This window comes from Kocuria subflava (assembly GCF_012163155.1).
In the GTDB taxonomy this organism is placed as follows: domain Bacteria; phylum Actinomycetota; class Actinomycetes; order Actinomycetales; family Micrococcaceae; genus Kocuria; species Kocuria subflava.
Genome location: NZ_JAAVUN010000009.1, coordinates 20,300 through 37,965, shown reverse-complemented (window position 1 = coordinate 37,965; position 17,666 = coordinate 20,300). Strand labels below are relative to the sequence as shown.

At 64.3% G+C, this 17,666-nt stretch carries 19 protein-coding genes and 1 tRNA gene; 10 read left to right on the top strand and 10 right to left on the bottom strand.

Annotated elements, in window-relative coordinates:
• Nucleotides 1-145 precede the first annotated feature (145 nt).
• The 6 genes from GTW58_RS06065 to GTW58_RS06040 form a co-directional block, all read right to left on the bottom strand.
• Nucleotides 146-1,297: a GNAT family N-acetyltransferase gene (locus GTW58_RS06065; RefSeq protein WP_119932883.1), complete on the bottom strand. Its 1,152-nt coding sequence runs from the start codon at nucleotides 1,295-1,297 to the stop codon at nucleotides 146-148.
• A gap of 174 nt (nucleotides 1,298-1,471) precedes the next feature.
• Nucleotides 1,472-2,176 (bottom strand): 50S ribosomal protein L1, encoded by a 705-nt coding sequence (rplA, locus tag GTW58_RS06060; protein ID WP_119932882.1) that lies wholly within the window; start codon nucleotides 2,174-2,176, stop codon nucleotides 1,472-1,474.
• A 113-nt stretch (nucleotides 2,177-2,289) separates the two neighbouring features.
• On the bottom strand, nucleotides 2,290-2,718 hold the full coding sequence (gene rplK / locus GTW58_RS06055) for a 50S ribosomal protein L11 (RefSeq protein ID WP_047688090.1): 429 nt from the start codon (nucleotides 2,716-2,718) through the stop codon (nucleotides 2,290-2,292).
• Between the two features lie 198 nt (nucleotides 2,719-2,916).
• The gene (gene nusG / locus GTW58_RS06050) at nucleotides 2,917-3,753 is read right to left on the bottom strand and encodes a transcription termination/antitermination protein NusG (RefSeq protein WP_119932881.1); all 837 of its coding nucleotides are present in this window, start codon (nucleotides 3,751-3,753) and stop codon (nucleotides 2,917-2,919) included.
• Nucleotides 3,754-3,907: 154 nt separating this feature from the next.
• Nucleotides 3,908-4,171 carry a preprotein translocase subunit SecE gene (gene secE, locus GTW58_RS06045; protein ID WP_119932880.1) on the bottom strand — a complete coding sequence of 88 codons (264 nt, stop codon included), beginning with the start codon at nucleotides 4,169-4,171 and terminating at the stop codon, nucleotides 3,908-3,910.
• 118 nt (nucleotides 4,172-4,289) lie between these two features.
• Nucleotides 4,290-4,362 (bottom strand) — tRNA-Trp (locus GTW58_RS06040).
• 338 nt (nucleotides 4,363-4,700) lie between these two features.
• On the opposite strand from GTW58_RS06040, the gene GTW58_RS06035 reads away from it, so the two are divergent.
• Both GTW58_RS06035 and GTW58_RS06030 read left to right on the top strand, forming a co-directional pair.
• Entirely contained in the window at nucleotides 4,701-5,936 is a 1,236-nt protein-coding gene (locus GTW58_RS06035; protein WP_119932879.1) for a pyridoxal phosphate-dependent aminotransferase, read from the top strand.
• Nucleotides 5,937-6,001: 65 nt separating this feature from the next.
• Nucleotides 6,002-6,379: a hypothetical protein gene (locus GTW58_RS06030; RefSeq protein WP_231559330.1), complete on the top strand. Its 378-nt coding sequence runs from the start codon at nucleotides 6,002-6,004 to the stop codon at nucleotides 6,377-6,379.
• Nucleotides 6,380-6,484: 105 nt separating this feature from the next.
• Here GTW58_RS06030 and ppk2 read toward each other — a convergent pair whose 3' ends face one another.
• Nucleotides 6,485-7,387, bottom strand: coding sequence for a polyphosphate kinase 2 (gene ppk2, locus GTW58_RS06025; protein WP_052209278.1), 903 nt, complete (start codon nucleotides 7,385-7,387; stop codon nucleotides 6,485-6,487).
• A 323-nt stretch (nucleotides 7,388-7,710) separates the two neighbouring features.
• Here ppk2 and GTW58_RS06020 point away from each other — a divergent pair, with 323 nt between their 5' ends.
• Nucleotides 7,711-8,742 carry a 6-phosphofructokinase gene (locus tag GTW58_RS06020; protein WP_119932878.1) on the top strand — a complete coding sequence of 344 codons (1,032 nt, stop codon included), beginning with the start codon at nucleotides 7,711-7,713 and terminating at the stop codon, nucleotides 8,740-8,742.
• Nucleotides 8,743-8,832: 90 nt separating this feature from the next.
• Here GTW58_RS06020 and ygfZ read toward each other — a convergent pair whose 3' ends face one another.
• The 3 genes from ygfZ to GTW58_RS06005 form a co-directional block, all read right to left on the bottom strand.
• Nucleotides 8,833-10,020: a CAF17-like 4Fe-4S cluster assembly/insertion protein YgfZ gene (ygfZ, locus tag GTW58_RS06015; RefSeq protein ID WP_119932898.1), complete on the bottom strand. Its 1,188-nt coding sequence runs from the start codon at nucleotides 10,018-10,020 to the stop codon at nucleotides 8,833-8,835.
• Between the two features lie 35 nt (nucleotides 10,021-10,055).
• On the bottom strand, nucleotides 10,056-10,652 hold the full coding sequence (locus GTW58_RS06010) for a heme-binding beta-barrel domain-containing protein (protein ID WP_119932877.1): 597 nt from the start codon (nucleotides 10,650-10,652) through the stop codon (nucleotides 10,056-10,058).
• Between the two features lie 114 nt (nucleotides 10,653-10,766).
• The gene (locus GTW58_RS06005) at nucleotides 10,767-11,375 is read right to left on the bottom strand and encodes a hypothetical protein (protein WP_119932876.1); all 609 of its coding nucleotides are present in this window, start codon (nucleotides 11,373-11,375) and stop codon (nucleotides 10,767-10,769) included.
• A gap of 267 nt (nucleotides 11,376-11,642) precedes the next feature.
• Between GTW58_RS06005 and GTW58_RS06000 the strand changes: the two genes are divergently transcribed.
• The 7 genes from GTW58_RS06000 to asd all read left to right on the top strand — a co-directional run bounded on the left by GTW58_RS06000 (nucleotide 11,643) and on the right by asd (nucleotide 17,602).
• The gene (locus GTW58_RS06000) at nucleotides 11,643-12,347 is read left to right on the top strand and encodes a response regulator transcription factor (RefSeq protein ID WP_119932875.1); all 705 of its coding nucleotides are present in this window, start codon (nucleotides 11,643-11,645) and stop codon (nucleotides 12,345-12,347) included.
• Between the two features lie 27 nt (nucleotides 12,348-12,374).
• On the top strand, nucleotides 12,375-13,376 hold the full coding sequence (gene mshD / locus GTW58_RS05995; RefSeq protein ID WP_119932874.1) for a mycothiol synthase: 1,002 nt from the start codon (nucleotides 12,375-12,377) through the stop codon (nucleotides 13,374-13,376).
• Between the two features lie 129 nt (nucleotides 13,377-13,505).
• The gene (locus GTW58_RS05990; RefSeq protein WP_119932873.1) at nucleotides 13,506-14,477 is read left to right on the top strand and encodes an NUDIX hydrolase; all 972 of its coding nucleotides are present in this window, start codon (nucleotides 13,506-13,508) and stop codon (nucleotides 14,475-14,477) included.
• 48 nt (nucleotides 14,478-14,525) lie between these two features.
• A complete protein-coding gene (locus tag GTW58_RS05985) occupies nucleotides 14,526-15,395 on the top strand; it encodes a thymidylate synthase (protein WP_189587245.1) in 870 nt (289 codons plus the stop codon).
• Nucleotides 15,395-15,958, top strand: a complete 564-nt coding sequence (locus GTW58_RS05980) for a dihydrofolate reductase (RefSeq protein ID WP_119932871.1) — start codon at nucleotides 15,395-15,397, stop codon at nucleotides 15,956-15,958. The genes GTW58_RS05985 and GTW58_RS05980 overlap by 1 nt, the downstream gene beginning before the upstream one ends.
• 78 nt (nucleotides 15,959-16,036) lie before the next feature.
• On the top strand, nucleotides 16,037-16,366 hold the full coding sequence (locus GTW58_RS05975) for a GNAT family N-acetyltransferase (RefSeq protein ID WP_119932870.1): 330 nt from the start codon (nucleotides 16,037-16,039) through the stop codon (nucleotides 16,364-16,366).
• A gap of 90 nt (nucleotides 16,367-16,456) precedes the next feature.
• Nucleotides 16,457-17,602, top strand: coding sequence for an aspartate-semialdehyde dehydrogenase (gene asd, locus GTW58_RS05970; protein ID WP_119932869.1), 1,146 nt, complete (start codon nucleotides 16,457-16,459; stop codon nucleotides 17,600-17,602).
• The last annotated feature ends 64 nt before the right edge of the window (nucleotides 17,603-17,666 follow it).

Sequence of the window (17,666 nt, the reverse complement as noted above, 5' to 3'; positions counted from 1 at the left end):
GGTCTTTGGATGTCTCAAGAGTAACCGCCATGTGCGCGCCACGCAACTTGATGTGAGGCAACCGGCTTGAGATGCGTCATCTGGCACCGCCGATCAGCCGCAAAAAGGCCGAATCACGACGACGACGGGACAGGCCGCCCATGTCTCATTCGATGCCGACTCGGCGTGACCAGACGGCCGAACGGCCCAGGGTCTGGGCTCCCAACCTGCGGTTGACCCAGTTCATCCGGATGTTGCCGCTGTGTGTCCACACGTAGATGGAATGCACGTTGGGTGTCTGCCGTTCGAGTGCCGCCAGGTTGGCCAACTTCAGGCGCAACCCCAGCCTGCGGCCCCGGTGGTCCCGCAGCACCACGGTTTCGTCCTGGAAGCAGATGCTGGCATCAGGGCCCGGCAGCACAACCTCGGTCATGCCCACCAGCTCTCTACTCGGCACGTGTTCCACCACGGACATCAGGGAGATGTCCCCGTTCTCCTCCCGCAGCGCCTCCGTGCGACGCACGCGGTCTGCATCCCACGGCTCCTCCGCCCACAACCGCGGCGGCACGAACGAGTCCGACGGGATGCGTTCATGGAGCTTGGCCAGGGAGTCCAACCAGTTCTGAGGTGCTGCACCCATCCAGGTGTGGATGCGGTAGTCCTCAGCGCCTGGATGCGATTCGACTTCAGAACTCAGGCGCTCATGCTCGTGTGGGTCCAGCGGCACGCGGATGCGGCTGACGTCACTGACGGTCTGCAGTTCATAGCCGAACCTGACGGCGAACCGTGTCTGGCGGTTGGCCACCGGCAAGCGCCCCGACCCGTCAGCTGCTGAAATCCAGGCATCAGGATCAATGATCGGCAAGGCACCCGTGGCCGAGCCGATTCGGCCATCGCCTTGGATGTCTTGCGGGCCCGGGTGTTCGGAATGAATCACCATCACGCGGCGGGCCTCCGACTGTGCCACGGACTCGGCAGCCGCCAACAGTTCGGATCCCACTCCCCCGGTCTCATGATCCGGGTCCACTGCCAGGAAGATCTGGGCGCTGCGTGTTTCCACGATCAACGGCAGCCGCACCTCCGCGCGCCCCGCCAACTGTCCGTCAGTTCGAGCGGTCAGCAACACCACCCGTTCCCACGGGTCATGCAGATCCCGGAACAGGTCCTCGGCATCGTTGACCAGATCCCCCGTGCCCCACACGGACTCGCGGGAGCGGCGCACCAGTTCAGCGATTTCACCCAAGACCTGGGCGGCGTCGTCGTCAAAGGTGTCCGGGATGCGGACCTGCTGAATGACCACCGGCTGCGGGATGCTCACAACGGACCTTTCGTGACGACTGCGACGTCCGTCCACACTACCGGCAGGCCGCACTCCGGACCGAGCCCTGCGGCGTCACCCGGCACAGGGCACACAAAAGCTGGTGGCAGTTCGGTACGCCATCAGGTGATGATGCCGTACCGAACTGCCACCAGCTCGATGAGTCGACCGAAATCAGTCGGTCGAAACCTCAGTTGCGTTCGGGTCAACCGGGACGCCGGGGCCGAAGGTGGAGGCCACGGTCATCTTGGTGACGTAACGGCCCTTGGAGGAGGACGGCTTCAGACGAAGCACCTCTTCCAGAGCTGCACCGAAGTTCTCCGCCAGAGCCTTCTGGTCGAAGGAGGACTTGCCGATGATGAAGTGGAGGTTGGAGTGCTTGTCCACGCGGAAGTCGATCTTGCCGCCCTTGATGTCTTCAACAGCCTTGGCCACGTCCATGGTCACGGTGCCGGTCTTGGGGTTCGGCATGAGGTTACGGGGACCCAGGACCTTGCCCAGGCGACCCACCTTGCCCATCATGTCCGGGGTTGCCACGGCGGCGTCAAAGTCCACCCAGCCACCGGCCACCTTGGCGATGAGGTCATCGGAACCCACAAAGTCAGCGCCTGCGGCCTCAGCCGCTGCTGCCTTGTCACCCTGGGCGAAAACCACCACGCGGGCGGTCTTGCCGGTGCCGTTGGGCAGGTTCACGGTGCCGCGAACCATCTGGTCTGCCTTACGGGGATCAACACCCAGGCGCATGGCAACCTCAACGGTTGCATCTGCCTTGGACGAGTTGATCTCCTTCACCAGGGCAACCGCCTCAGCGGGGGTGTAGAGCTTGCCCTCTTCGATCTTGGCTGCTGCTGCCTTGTACGCCTTGCTGCGCTTGGCCATCTGCTTCTTCTCCTTGTGCAGTCGTGGTCGTTACGGACCGCGCTCGGCCCTGCCACGTGTTGTCTGTCTGCTGTTGCCAGCGGGTGGAGCTCAGGTGTTCGGGAGAACCCGAATCACTCGACCTCGATGCCCATGGAGCGGGCGGTGCCGGCAATGATCTTGGCGCCCTGCTCAACGTCGTTGGCGTTGAGGTCTTCCTGCTTGGTGGTGGCGATCTCACGTGCCTGGTCCCAGGTGATCTTGCCGACCTTTTGGGTGTGCGGGACGCCGGAACCCTTGGAGATGCCGGCAGCCTTCTTGATCAGCTGAGCGGCCGGAGGGGTCTTGGTGATGAAGGTGAAGGAACGGTCCTCGTAGACCGTGATCTCCACGGGGATGATGTTGCCGCGCTGCGACTCGGTGGCCGCGTTGTAGGCCTTGCAGAACTCCATGATGTTGACGCCCTGCGCACCGAGCGCGGGGCCAACGGGCGGAGCCGGGTTGGCGGCACCAGCCTGGATCTGCAGCTTGATCAGGCCAGAGACCTTCTTCTTGGGAGCCATGGTGATGGTCCTTTTCTGCTGAACGTACCGCCGCACAGGAGCGTACGACGGCGGGTGGTCACCGTGGCGCGGTGACCGGACGGCACAGCCCTGGGCAAAGCGTGTCCCGGGGCTGGCCGAAGTTTTGGGGCCAGCAAGCCGGCCGTGGCGGTCGTCGTCGACCGCGGTGCGTCCCTATCAAGGAGGCGGCGGGAATGATCAGATCTTGGAGACCTGATCGAAAGCGATGGTGACCGGGGTTTCGCGCTCGAAGATGGAAACCAGAACCACCAGCTGCTGGGACTCGACCTTGATCTCGGAGATCGTGGCCGGAAGGGTTGCGAATGCGCCTTCCTTGACGATCACGGATTCCCCGACCTCGAAGTCCACGGTCACAGCCGGAGCAGCCTTTGCAGGGACACCACCAGCGGCGGCGGGAGCCTCGCCGTCGGCAGCGGTCTGCGGGGTCTCGAAGACCGGGTTGAGCATGTCAACCACTTCATCGATCCGCAGCGGGTTGGGGTTGTAGGCGTCCTGACCCACGAACCCGGTGACACCCGGGGTGTGGCGGACAGCGCCCCAGGAGGCGTCGGTCAGGTTCATGCGAACCAGCACGTAACCGGGGATCCGGACGCGGCGCACGGTCTTGCGCTGGGCGTTCTTGATCTCCACGACCTCTTCCATGGGGACCTCGATCTGGAAGATGTCCTCTTCCATGTTCAAGGACTGGATGCGGGTCTCCAGGTTGGTCTTCACGCGGTTCTCGTAACCGGCGTAGGTGTGGATGACGAACCAGTCGCCCTCCTGGCGCCGCAGCTTGGCAGCGAATTCGGCGCGGGGATCGGCGGCCTCAGCGTCCTGCTCGTGCGCAGGGGCCTGGGCTGCGGCGACCTCCGGGGACGCCTGAGCGTCATCCGCGAACTGCAGGTCCGCTTCCTGGACGGAAAGGGAGTCAGTGGGCTCCTGGGCAGCCTGATCGGCCGGCTCAGCCACGGGCTGTTCGGCCGGGGAGTCGGCGTTGAGTTCGACGTCGTTCTCAGCCTGGTGCTCGGTCACTTCAGGTGTCCTGCTTTCCTCTGCTCTGTATGAGACCCAAGGGTCTCCGTGAGTCCTACGGGTGAGCCTGATTTCTTGAACTTCCGAGGACCGGATGGAATCAGTGCACTCCCGCAGGCATCTGTTTGGGGTGCCGGTGCGGCCGAACCGCGCTCTAGTTGGCGATCGTGCCCTCACCGAAAACCAGCATGGCCAGCTGTCCGAAGCCGAGGTCCAAGACGGAGATCAGCGCCATCATGAAGGCCACGAAAACCAGAACCACCAGCACGTACTGCACAAGTTCCGCGCGCGTGGGGGTGTGCACCTTGCGCAGTTCGCCGAGGACCTGGCGCAGGAACAGCAAGATCCGGCCGAAGATCCCCGAGGGGGCTTCGTCCGGTTCGCCGCCGGGGCGATCGGTGGCTGTTGTCTGCGACATTCATTCTCCTCCAGGCACTGCGCGCGTTGCCCTCGGTGTGGGTCGATGTGCCACACGGGCGTGGGCCGAAGCACCGAACATTCGATTCTTCCGGCGCCACACCCGCAATGGTGCGACGCAGGGCAGACAGGACTCGAACCTGCAACCTGCGGTTTTGGAGACCGCTGCGCTACCAATTGCGCCACTGCCCTAGGTGATGCCACCCCGTAGCCCCGCCGCACACGTGCGGATTGCTGGCTTCCGGGTCGAACACCGGTGAAAGACCTTACCACTGGTTGCCACCCGCTACGCCTTGAACGTTGCAGTCATCACGAAACGCTTGTGGGCATCACGAACCAATGGTGGTTGAACACCAGCGCCAGAGTATAAGCCACCGCGCGACGGCTGGCAATTGAACGGCCGCCACCCGATGCCAGGGCAAGGGCGCCCACGGGTAGCATGGGCCACGCCCGCCTGTTACAGCCACAGCCCCCAAAGAGGCACTGCTCACGCGGCCAGCCTGTGAGGGCACAAGGAGGTCCCCAAGGTCATGTCAGACCCAACGTCCAAGACCGCTCCCACCACGTCATCCCGTATTTCGCGCCGGATCGGTGCCATTGCACCGTCGGCCACATTGGCGGTGGATTTCAAGGCCAAGGAACTCAAGGCTGCCGGTGAGCCGGTGATCGGCTTCGGTGCAGGCGAACCGGATTTCCCCACCCCCGACTACATCGTGGAAGCTGCTGCGCAAGCACTGAAGAACCCCGCCAACTTCCGCTACTCGGCCGGATCGGGCCTGCCCGAACTGCGTCAGGCGATTGCCGATGTCACCGCACGGGACTCCGGCTGGAGCGTGGATCCTTCCCAGGTGATCGTGACCAACGGCGGCAAGCAGGCCGTGTACCAGGCCTTCCAGACCGTGGTGGACGACGGCGACGAAGTCCTGCTGCCCAGCCCCTACTGGACCACCTACCCGGAAGCCATCCGCCTGGCCGGTGGTGTGCCCGTGGAGGTGTTCGCAGGCCCCGAGCGTGGTTACAAGGTCAACCCGGAGATGCTGGAGGAACACGTCACGGAGCGCACCAAGGTGCTGCTGCTGTGCTCCCCTTCCAACCCCACTGGCTCCGTGTTCACGGCAGAGGAGATCAAGGCACTGGGCGCCTGGGCTGCGGCCAAGGGATTGATGGTCATCACGGATGAGATCTACCAGCACCTGGTCTACGACGGCCTGGAGTTCACCTCCATTGCGGGGGCCTGCCCCGAACTGGCCGAGAACGTGATCGTGCTCAACGGCGTGGCCAAGACCTACGCCATGACCGGTTGGCGAGTGGGTTGGATGATCGGCCCCAAGGACGTCATCAAGGCGGCCGGCAACCTGCAGTCACATCTGAGCTCCAACGTCAACAACATCGCGCAGCGTGCAGCCCTGGCAGCCCTCACGGGCCCGATGGACCAGGTGGGGAAGATGAAGGAGGCCTTCGACCGTCGTCGTCGAAAGATTGTGGACGGCCTCAACGCCATTGAGGGCGTTGAGGTGCCCACCCCGCAAGGTGCGTTCTACGCCTACGCGGACGTTCGCAACCTGCTGGGCAAGGAATTCGGTGGTGTCACGCCCCAGACCTCGGCGGAACTTGCCGAGCTGGTGCTCAACCAGGCCAAGGTTGCCGTGGTCCCGGGCGAGGCCTTCGGTCCGTCAGGCTACTTCCGTCTCTCCTACGCCCTGGGCGACGACGACCTTGCCGAAGGCATCGAGCGCCTGCAGAAGTTCCTGGGCTCAGCCAAGTGACCATGGGGCGGGATGGCAGCACAGCCATCCCGCCCGCAGATCTCAGTACGTCGGAAGAGGTTCACATGTCCAAGAAGTCCACGGCCCCGCAGGTGACTCTGCGGGAAGACCTCACAGATCTCTACACGGGAGCACAGGCTGCCACCGAGCAGATCCCCACATCTGCACTGGTCACGGTGGGGCTGATCGGTGGCTACGGTGTGGCCCGGTGGACGGGCGTGCGCCCGCTGGGTGGCGCGGTGTTGTTCGCCGCAGGTGCCGCCGCAGCGCACAACTGGTGGCGCAAGTCCGGACCCATCACCACGGCAGCCCTCAGCACCACGTACCTGCTGGGCTTTGGCCTCTCCCACCCGTTGGCCAAGAAGATGGGCGCCTGGCCCTCCGTGCTCACGGTCACCGGTGTGAACGCCGCAGCCGCCTGGGCACTGGCCGACCGCACCTGAGCTGCAGCCCCCGTCCCCACAAGCCGACACCTCCGTTACGGCCCAAAATCCCGTGTGGGATGGGGCGTAACGGAGGTCTCGGCTTCATGGCGGGTGGGGTTCGTGTCAGTCGTCGACGGCGTCCCGGCCCCGGCGTACGATCAAGGGATCGGCCTCATAGACCACCGAGGTGTCCTTGTCGTCGTAATCGAACTGGTTCAAGTAGTAACGCATGGCATTGAGGCGAGCGCGCTTCTTGTCGTTCGACTTGATGGTGATCCACGGGGCGTGGTCCGCGTCCGTGCGCCGGAAGGTCTCTTCCTTGGCCAAGGTGTAGTCGTCCCAGCGGTCCAGGGAGGCGAGGTCGTTCGGGGAGAGCTTCCATCGGCGCACCGGGTCGATCTGGCGAATGGCAAAACGGGTGCGCTGTTCGTGCTGGGTCACGGAGAACCAGAACTTGGTCAGGTGGATGCCGGAATCCACCAGCATCTTCTCAAAGGCCGGCGCCTGGTTCATGAAGTCTTCGTACTCGTCATCCGAGCAGAAACCCATGACACGTTCCACGTTGCCGCGGTTGTACCAGGAGCGGTCGAACATCACCATTTCCCCGAACGTGGGGAAGTGCTGGATGTAGCGCTGGAAGTACCACTGGCCCCGCTCTCGCTCGGTGGGGGCGTTCAGTGCCACGGTCCGGGCAGCACGCGGGTTGAGGTGCTCCATGAAGCGCTTGATGGTGCCGCCCTTGCCTGCAGCGTCACGGCCTTCGAACACGATGATGTGGCGCAGGTTGTTGTCCTGGGTCCAGTACTGCAACTTGAGCAGTTCGATCTGGAGTTTGTACTTCTCCATCTCGTAGTCATCCCGGGACATCCGCTCCTGGTACGGGTAGCCCTCACGCCAGGTCTCCACCGCCGATCCACCGGGATCGATCAGATCGGGATCAGGTGAGTGGCCCTCCTGGACGGTGTATCCCTGCTCCACGAGCTTGTCGATGAACTCCCTGAGGTTTTCTTTGGGGGCTTCTGCCATATCGACCACTCCTTTGCAGTGTCCGCGTGACGCGGGGATGACGCAGGCAGGTGAGGAGGCGAGCCCCCACCGCGTGCTGTGACTCACCACTCATCCTAATGCTCCTGGGCACCGGGATCGCCCCGTTCACCGCGGGTTCACGGCACCATTGCGCAGGGCGAGGCATCTGGTGCCAACAAGCAAGGTGAAGGTTGCATCAACTCCTAGACTGGTGGGGAGTTCACCTGGGGGTGGGCGTGAGAGGCACTCCACCACGGGGTGGCCGTCAAGCGCCGGTCGACCCCCTCCCTCGATCTCTTTCTCAACCTCATGGAGGAGCAAACATGAAGATCGGTCTGCTGACCAGCGGTGGCGACTGCCCCGGTTTGAACGCTGTGATCCGTGGTGCCGTGTTGCACGGCATCAAGTCCTATGACTACGAGTTGGTGGGCTTCCTGGACGGCTGGCGCGGTGTTGTTGAAGGCGACATCATGGATCTTCCGCGTTCCTCCGTGCGTGGTCTGGCCCGCGTGGGTGGCACCATCCTGGGTACCTCCCGCACCAACCCGTTTGACGGCCCCAACGGTGGCCCGGAGAACATTGCCAAGACCATTGAGAAGCTCGGCGTGGACGCCATTGTGGCCATCGGCGGCGAGGGCACCCTGGCAGGTGCCAAGCGTTTGGCAGATGCCGGACTGCCCGTGGTGGGTGTGCCCAAGACCATCGACAACGATCTCCAGGCAACCGACTACACCTTCGGTTTCGACACCGCCGTGCAGATCGCCACCGACGCCATGGACCGTCTGCGCACCACCGGCGACTCCCACCACCGGTGCATGGTGGCCGAGGTCATGGGACGTCACGTGGGCTGGATCGCCCTGCACTCCGGGATGTCCGCCGGCGCCCACGCCATTCTGATTCCGGAGCAGGAGGTCCCCATGGAACAGGTTGCCGCCTGGGTCTCCGAGGTCCACGAGCGCGGGCGTTCCCCCCTGGTGGTGGTTGCTGAGGGCTTCATTCCGGAAGGCTTTGACGAGGTTCTGCACAACAAGGGTCTGGAAGCCGATGGCCGCCCGCGCCTGGGCGGAATCGGTGACTACGTGACCCAGGAGATCGAGCGCCTCACCGGGATCGAGACCCGCAACACGATCCTGGGCCACATTCAGCGCGGCGGCGCCCCCACCAGCTTTGACCGTGTGCTGGCGACCCGGTTCGGCATGGGTGCCGTGGATCTGGTGCGCGATGGCGCATGGGGCCAGATGGTGGCTCTGCGCGGCACCGATGTTCAGCGCGTGGACTTCTCCGAGGCGTTGGACGGCCTCAAGACCGTCCCGGAGGCCCGGTACGACGAGGCCAAGATCCTCTTCGGCCGCTGAGTTGGCAGCGGTCCTCAAGCAGGGTCGCGAAGATGCTTTGGGGGCGGTCACCACAGTGTGGTGACCGCCCCCAAGGCTTGTGTGGCCGCCTCAGCGCGGCCCGCGCAGGAAACCCTTCTCACGCTGAACAGTTTGGCCGGCTTCAGGCGGCACGACGACGGTTTGCGCCGCCGCCCAGTGTTCGAGCGGGGCGTCGTCGTGAGAATCGTCATCTGGCTGCTGAGCCGATGTGGATGGCACGGCCCGCACCGTCAGGTCAGCCGTTGGATCGACGGCCCGCTTGAGGACGGCCAGGGCCACGGGGCCGGCTTCGTGATGCAACTGTGCTGCCGTCACTCGACCGACCACACGGTCCCCCAGGAGCACCTCAGAACCTGCTGGCGGCACGGTGTGTTCGGAACCGTCCAGGTCCAGGAAGGTCAAGCGCCGTGGCGGATGCCCCAGGTTGTGCACACGGGCCACAGTCTCCTGGCCCTTGTAACAGCCCTTCTCCAGGTGGACGGCGGTGCGCAGCCAGTCCAGCTCGTGGGGCACGGAACGGTCATCCGTGTCCACGCCCGGACGGGGCCGCCAGGCTTCTATGCGCAGCGCCTCGGCAGCCCAGGATCCGGCCAGCTGCATACCGTCTGCAGCCGGTCCTGTGAGCACGTCCACGAGTTCCGTGCGCGCCACCAGAGCCTGGTGCCAGCACCGACCGGCCGCCGGATGCCCGTCGGTGATCCCGTAGGCCCACCCCCCGTTGAGCACACCCGGCCAAGGATCCGTCCACATCAGGACGATGCCCGCATTGGCCTCGGTTTCCGGGAGACCCTCCTCCACTGCCGAGAGCCGTGCAGATGCAGCGCGCACATGCTCCGGCATCTGAACGGCAGCAACAACGGCCACGTCAGCACTGCGGTCGGCGATCTCAACCCGCAGGGCAAAGCGCATCCGCTCCAGCCAGTCCTTGAGCGGCTGGAGCTCATGGGCTTCGACGATCAACCAGGTCCGCGTTCCGTCATCCAGGACGTGCGGAGCGAATTCAACCCGCCCCTGCACGGAGAGGAACAACGTTTCTGCGCTCTGGCCCGGAGCCAGGGCGGTCAGCACCTGAGAACTCAACGTGGTCAACCAGGTGAGACGGTCCGGGCCCTGGACCGTGAGCACTCCCAGATGGGACTGGTCCACCACGGCCTGGCCGCGAACCAACGCGCGTTGTTCACGCAGGGGATCTCCGTAGTGGGCTGCCACGCCTGTATCCGCCCCGGTGGCCTGCACGGCACCGTGGACAGCATTCATCACGGGCGAGAGTTGGGCGGCCTCTGCCACGGCGATCAGTCCTTCTTTTTCAACTCTGCAGATGCGTGTGTGGCCAGCTCATGGCCTTCAGCAGCCATGTCCCAAGCCCAGAAGAGGTCTCCGTTGACCAATCCGAACATGCGGGTGGCGGCCGTGTACGTCATGGCTCCGGCCGCGCGCATCACGGCATCGGTGCCGAGCTGGATCCGCGGGCCGTTGATTTCTCCGACGTAGAGTTCGCTGACACCCCCGGGCCTGCTGATGGTGGCCAACACGGGGAAACCGCCTGAGCCTGTTCGCAGTCGCTCCACGGATTCGGCGTCCCGCAGCACGGGGACAACGTCCGGCGGCATGAGTCCGGGGCCCAAGTCCCCGTCCTCGAATCGGCGGTCCAGCTGCCAGAAACCGCTTTCCACGGCGATCAGACGCGAGGGAAGGCCGTCGTCGATCAGGTGCGTCTCAGCGCGGTACTCCAGGAAGGGCAGTCCATGGTGAACAAAGTGAACGTGCTGGCGGAACGGGCGCTGGTCAACATCGGCGTAGCCCAGGAATCCGTCCCCCTCCCATTCACCTAACAACCAGGCGAAGGGAACAAGTTCAGGTGTGAGGTCTGTGGGGATTTCGACCGGCACGATTACTTCTGGCCCTTGTACAGACCCTTCAGGACGATCGCGGCGATGCCTGCGATGCAGAGGGAAGCCAGAACCAGCAGAACAAGGAAGAAAATCTCAAGAGCAAGCATGGCCTCAAGCTACCACGATGCCGACCCAGTGCGAGGTGAACAGAACGGCCGGGCCCAACAGGGCCACGGGTGTCACCGCCAAGGATGCAATGCCTCGTTTGGGTCCTTCCTGGGGCGCTGAGGCCACCAAGCGGGCCCCGATGACGCCAATGACCACAAAACTGACCAAACCGGAGATCAGCACAGCTGTCAGCGGGGACTGTCCGCTTGCGTGCAAGGACTGGGACAGCGCAATCCACCCGGAGCTGGAGACCACGGCCAGAACAGCCACCACAGAGGAAATGGTGGACTCCAGCCGGTGTTTGGCGCCTTCTCCACGCACCAGCTCCGCGATGAACGTGGCGATCAGCGCCACGCCCACGATGGCCGGCAGCCACACGAACCGCTGTTCCGGGTGCAACCAGGACAGCAGAGCTGCCAGGATGCCGCTGATCAAGATGATCACGTTGTGGCGGTAACGCGCGGGCACTCCCACCGCCAGGGACCAGCCCAGTCCGATCACAACGCTCATGGCCACCACCACGATCACTGGCGCGGCTCCACCCACAGCCGCGCTTACGAGGGCGAGGATCAGGGCCACCACGGACGTGACGATGATCTTGGTGTAGCGCATGCAGTGATTCCTGGGTGAGGGATTGGGGACAGCGGGTGCAGAAGGTGCCGCCACCACAAGGGAGCTGGACGGCAGCGCCTGCGGCGCACGAACGAATGGGAGGCCGCAAGGCGGAAATGTTCTGCCCCACGATAGCGGCAGCCGGGGTCATCCCTGCGCAATCCGGTTGAAACCACCCGCAATCTGGCGGAAACACGGTTTTCTATACTGGTCACCACCAGTCGGCGGGCACCTCAAGCCTCACCAAAAAGTTCAGGAGTGAACCGGTTGTTAGAGATCCTTGTGCTCACCGACTCCACGGAACCTTCCGCAACGGTCCTGCCTGCCCTTGACCTGTTGAACCACAGGATCTCCGTCCAGCCCACTCGCATGGTCTCCGGACCGGTGGAGGCCGTGACTGCGGATCTGGTGTTGGTGGACGGCCGCAAAGATCTGATCTCCTCACGCAACCTTGCCCAACTGCTGCGGGGAAAGGGCCTGGAAGCTCCAGTGATCATGGTGCTCACGGAAGGTGGCATGGCCGCCGTGGCCTCCACCTGGATGGTGGATGACGTTGTCCTGGATTCTGCAGGCCCCGCTGAGGTGGAGGCACGCCTGCGACTGGCCTCAGCCCGTGTGCTGGTCCCCGAGGACACGGATGACCAGCGCATTCACGTGGGCTCCGTGATCATTGACGAGGCCGCCTACTCCGCCCACGTCAACGGCGAAGCCCTGAATCTGACCTACAAGGAATTCGAGCTGTTGAAGTTCTTGGCACAGAACCAGGGACGAGTCTTCACCCGCTCCCAGTTGCTCTCCGAGGTCTGGGGCTATGACTACTACGGTGGAACCAGAACCGTTGACGTCCACGTTCGGCGTCTGCGCTCCAAACTGGGCTCGGACCACGAACACATGATCACCACCGTGCGCAACGTGGGTTACAGCTTGTCCGCCGACCGCTCCTCCGAGCACAGGTTCGGCGGCGAAGCCTGAACCCGGCCACGGGGAAGGCAGGCCACCGTGAACACCAACCCCAGCCCTTCCGTTGCCCGCGAAGACCTGAGACCGCTCACCGTTCAAGCGGTGGTTGCCCTGGGCAATCAGGCCGCAGATCACGACGGCGATCCCCCGTTCTCGGATCAAACGCTGGTTCAGCTGCGCTCAGCCCCTGAGACGGTCACGCTGATCGGCGCCCGATCCGCCGCCCCGGGGTGCGATGACGCACTGGTGGGTGCCGCCGTCGTGATTCACGGGAACGCGGGTGCCGGTGCAGCAGATGAAACCGGGCCAACAGATGAGTCGGCTGATCACCGGGGGCAACCGGCCGTCCTGGAAGCCGTGGTGGCACCGGAACACCGCGGCACCGGGGTGGGGCGGGCGCTGATTGAAGCAGCACTGTCCACCTCGGCGGTCAAGGACACGGCCGTGGATGCCTGGGCGCACGGTGACCACGCAGCTGCCCGCTCACTGGCTGATTCCTTGGGCTTCACCCCCGTTCGCGAACTCCACCGCCTGCTGATGCCGCTGGATGGTGTGCGGGAGGCACTCGATGCAACTCTCCCGGAGGGCCTGGCGCTGCGCGCCTTCGAGGTGGGCCGCGACGAGGAGGCGTGGCTGAGCGTCAATGCCGCCGCCTTTGCCCACCACCCCGAGCAGGGACGCATGACCCTTGAGGACCTGCGAGCGCGGGAGTCCGAGGACTGGTTCGACCCCCAGGGTTTCTTGCTGGCTCACCCCGTGGATGATCCGGACACCATTGCCGGGTTCCACTGGACCAAGGTCCACCCGGCCACCTCAACGGAACCGGCCCGGGGTGAAGTGCATGTGGTTGGAACAGCGCCTGACCAGCAAGGGCGAGGTCTGGGCAAAGCCTTGACCGCGGCAGGTTTGCACCATTTGGCTGACCAGGGCCTGGATGAGGTCTTGCTCTACGTGGACGCGGAGAACACGGTGGCCTTCAACCTTTACCGCGCCCTGGGTTTTCAGCCGTGGCACGTGGACGTGATGTTCAGCCGTTCATGACGGCCCAGGGCAGCGCTCCGGGCGCGATCGATGCGCCGGGACGGGTTAGCATGTCTTGGCCCAGCCAACCGCGCGCGGCCCACCCTGAACCGGGGTGGCCCGCCTTGCAGAGAGGAAACAGGGAACCTCATGCCCAAATCTGCTTACCGCACTTCGGCGCAGGTCCCCGACTCCTCCCCTGACGTCCGCGCAGCCGGTTGCCTCTGCTGGCGTCCCGCATCCGATGGCAGCATCGAGGTGCTGGTCATTCACCGTCCTCGCTATGACGACTGGTCCTGGCCCAAGGGCAAGGTTGACGACGACGAAACCCTCCCCGAGGCGGCGTACCGCGAGGTCATGGAGGAAGTCGGGCTGAAGGTGCGATTGGGTGTCCCGCTGCCTGCCATCTCCTACAAGGTCAAAGCGGGCGTCAAGCACGTCTACTACTGGAGTGCCGAGCTGCCCGCCTTCACCAATGGGCGGCCTGATGGCAACGAAGTGGACGAGTTGCGGTGGGTCAGCCCGGAGCAGGCCGGGCGGATGCTGACCAACACCACGGACGTCGAGCCACTCAAGCGGCTGATCGAGTTGCACCAGGCAGGGGATCTTTCCGTCCGCCCGGTGTTGCTGGTGCGTCATGCCAAGGCCAAGCCGCGTTCCTCCTGGTCCCGGGCCGAAGGTGACCGGCCCCTGGCTGCCACCGGCAAACGCCAGGCGCTGGCTGTGACCAAGCTGCTGCAGACCTGGTCACCAGGGCGCGTCATCTCCTCCCCCTGGCTGCGTTGCCTCTCCACCGTGACGCCGTATGCCAAGAACGCCGGGATCAAAGTCAAGGAACGCCCCGCACTGACGGAGGCTTCCCACAAGCGCAGCCCGCGCAAGGCTGCCGCCGTGGTGGAAACGTTGTTCGACAAGGACAAGTCAGCAGCTATCTGCACACACCGCCCGGTGCTGCCCACTGCCTTGAAGGTTCTGTGTCACCATCTGCCCGCCGAGCTGCGGGACATGTTGCCTGGTGAGGACCCTTATCTGGCCCCGGGGCAGATGATTGTGCTTCAGGTCTCCCGTCGGCATCGGCGTCGTGCTGTGTCCCTGGAGATCGTCAAACCGTTTGACCCCTGAGCCGGCCGAATACCCAACCCCCTCAAGGTGTTGTGCTCAGCAGAGCACATGAACCATCGCCGCGACCACGCGGACCCAAGGAGCACCCCTGTGACCACACCAGCCATTCCCACCCCTTACGAGGACCTCTTGGCCCAGGTGGCCTCCACCGGCGCACACAAGTCAGATCGGACCGGCACCGGCACCCGCTCCGTGTTCGGGCGCCAGTTGCGCTTTGACCTCTCCGAGTCCTTCCCTCTGATCACCACCAAGCGGGTGCACTTCAAGTCCGTTGCTCTGGAGCTGCTCTGGTTCCTGCGAGGCTCCTCCAACGTCCGCTGGCTGCAGGAACGCGGCGTGAGCATCTGGGATGAATGGGCGGATGAGAACGGGCAACTGGGTCCCGTCTACGGTGTCCAGTGGCGATCCTGGCCAACACCGGATGGTGGCACGATCGATCAGATCGCCAAGGTGATCGAGCAGATCAGAACCAACCCGGATTCGCGCCGGCACATCGTGACCGCTTGGAATCCTGCCGAGGTTGATGACATGGCGCTGCCGCCCTGCCACACCATGTTCCAGTTCTGGGTGGAGCCCCAGGAGTCCGGCCCGGCCAAGCTCTCGTGCCAGCTCTACCAGCGCTCCGCGGACATGTTCTTGGGGGTGCCGTTCAACATCGGGGCCTACGCATTGCTGACTCGCATGGTGGCTCACCAGACGGACCTGGCACCCGGGGAGTTCGTGTGGACGGGCGGGGACGTCCACGTCTACGACAACCACCAGGAGCAGGTGGCCGAGCAGCTGACCCGCGAGCCCTTCCCGTATCCGCAGCTGCAGTTCAAGCGCAAGCCGGCGACCATTTTCGACTACGAGCTCGACGACATCGAGCTGGTGAACTACCAGCATCACCCCACCATCAAGGCCCCGGTTGCGGTCTGATGCAGGGCGGAGAATCGGCACAACCGCAGATCGCGGCCATTTGGGCGCAGACCGTGGACGGGGTGATCGGCAACGACGGCACCATGCCGTGGCACGTTCCGGAGGACTTTGCCCACTTCCGTGACACCACCATGGGCCATCCGGTCATCATGGGCCGCCGCACCTGGGAGTCCTTTCCCCCCACATTCCGACCGCTTCCTGGGCGGACCAACATTGTGATCACCTCCGCACCGGAGTCCGTGAGGGCAGCGGTGGGCCCCGACGACGTCGTCGTGGTGAGCTCTTATGAGGAAGCTGTTGAGAGGGCACAGGCGGCTGATGGTGGTGAGTTGATCTGGGTGATCGGCGGAGGCCAGCTCTACCGGCACGCGCTGCAGCACCCGCAGCACCCGGTGACCCGCGCTTTGGTCTCCGTGCTGGAGCTCGCAGCTGACGGTGACACCCACGCACCCCAGCTGGGCAACGGATGGCGTCTGACGGAGGACCAGGACCAGGCGCGGTCCCGAACCGGGGTGGCCTGGCGAGTGCAGACATGGGTGAAGGACCAGGCCAGTTCCAGCTGAGCTGTCGGCGCAGCACCGTTTGGATCGGCGCAGCACCATTTAGAGTGGGATGCACCACAATCCACACAGGAGGCCCGCATGAGCACGGAGAACACCGAGTACACCGAGCCCCAGGTCCGGGAGGACCCTGAACTGAAGCTGACGGACAACCAGGAGAAGAACCGGGTTGAACTGTGGAACGGGCAGACGTTCATCGGTTTTGTGGCCGTGGAACGCCGCAACGACGGTGCCGTGGAGCTGCAGCACACCATCATTGACGAACGCTTCAGCCGCCAGGGTTACGCCCGCACGTTGATCACCCTGGTCTTGGACAGCTGCCGGGCCTCAGGGACGTTGATCCATCCCACGTGCACCTACGTCCAGGACTACCTCAAACGCTTTCCCCAGTACGCCGGTCTGGTGGCCTGAACCTGGCCGGAGGTCACACGGATTGCGAGCTGTCTCACATCCGTTAACCACGCCTCGAAGCCCAAGGATGCGGTCCGTAGACTGGACAGCATGATTTCCACCGCCAACTCCACCCCTTCCGTCGGCCTGGTCGGCTGGCGCGGCATGGTCGGCTCCGTGCTGATGGACCGGATGAAGACCGAAGGCGACTTTGCCGACATCAACCCGGTCTTCTTCACCACGTCCTCCCCCGGCGCGCAGACTCCCACCATTGAGGGTCTGGGTGACACCGGAACCTTGCAGGACGCCCACGACCTGGACAAGCTCGCAGCGCTGCCGATCATCGTGACTGCCCAGGGTGGTGACTACACCTCCGCTGTTCACGGCCAGTTGCGCGCACGTGGATGGGACGGCCTGTGGATCGACGCCGCCTCCACCTTGCGTGGCAATGACGACTCCATCATTGTGCTGGACCCCGTGAACCGCAACGTGATTGATGCCGGGCTGGATTCCGGTGTCAAGGACTTTGTGGGCGGCAACTGCACGGTCTCCTGCATGCTCATGGGCATGGGCGGGCTCTTTCGCAACGGACTGGTCGAATGGGCGACCTCCATGACGTACCAGGCCGCTTCCGGCGGCGGTGCCCGGCACATGCGTGAGGTCCTTCAGCAGTTCGGTGACCTCCACACCGAGGTTGCCGAGGGCCTGGCGGATCCCGCCTCCGCCATCCTGGAGATCGACAAGAAGATCCTGGCCAAGCAGCGTTCCGGTGAACTGGACACCACGCAGTTCGGCGCCCCGCTGTCCGGTTCCCTGATCCCGTGGATCGACTCCGACCTGGGCAACGGCCAGTCCCGGGAGGAGAAGAAGGCCGGGGACGAGACCAACAAGATCCTGGGCCGCACCGCTGAGAACCGCATTCCGATTGACGGTCTGTGCGTGCGGATCGCCACCATGCGCTCCCATGCCCAGGCCATGACGCTCAAGCTCACGGAGGACATCTCCGTGGAGGAGATCGAGCGCCTCCTGGATGCCGACAACGAATGGGCCAAGGTGGTGCCCAACACCAAGGAGGCCTCCTCCGTGGATCTGACCCCGGTGGCCTCCTCCGGTTCCTTGGAGGTTCCGGTGGGCCGTATCCGCAAGTTGGAGATGGGTCCGGAGTACATCTCCGCCTTCACCGTGGGCGATCAGCTCCTGTGGGGTGCTGCCGAGCCGCTGCGGCGCATGCTCAAGATCGCGGTGGGCACACTCTGAGCTCCACCCTTTGATCCATCGAGATCATGCGTTGATGCACTGTTTGCGGTGAAAGAGTGCATCA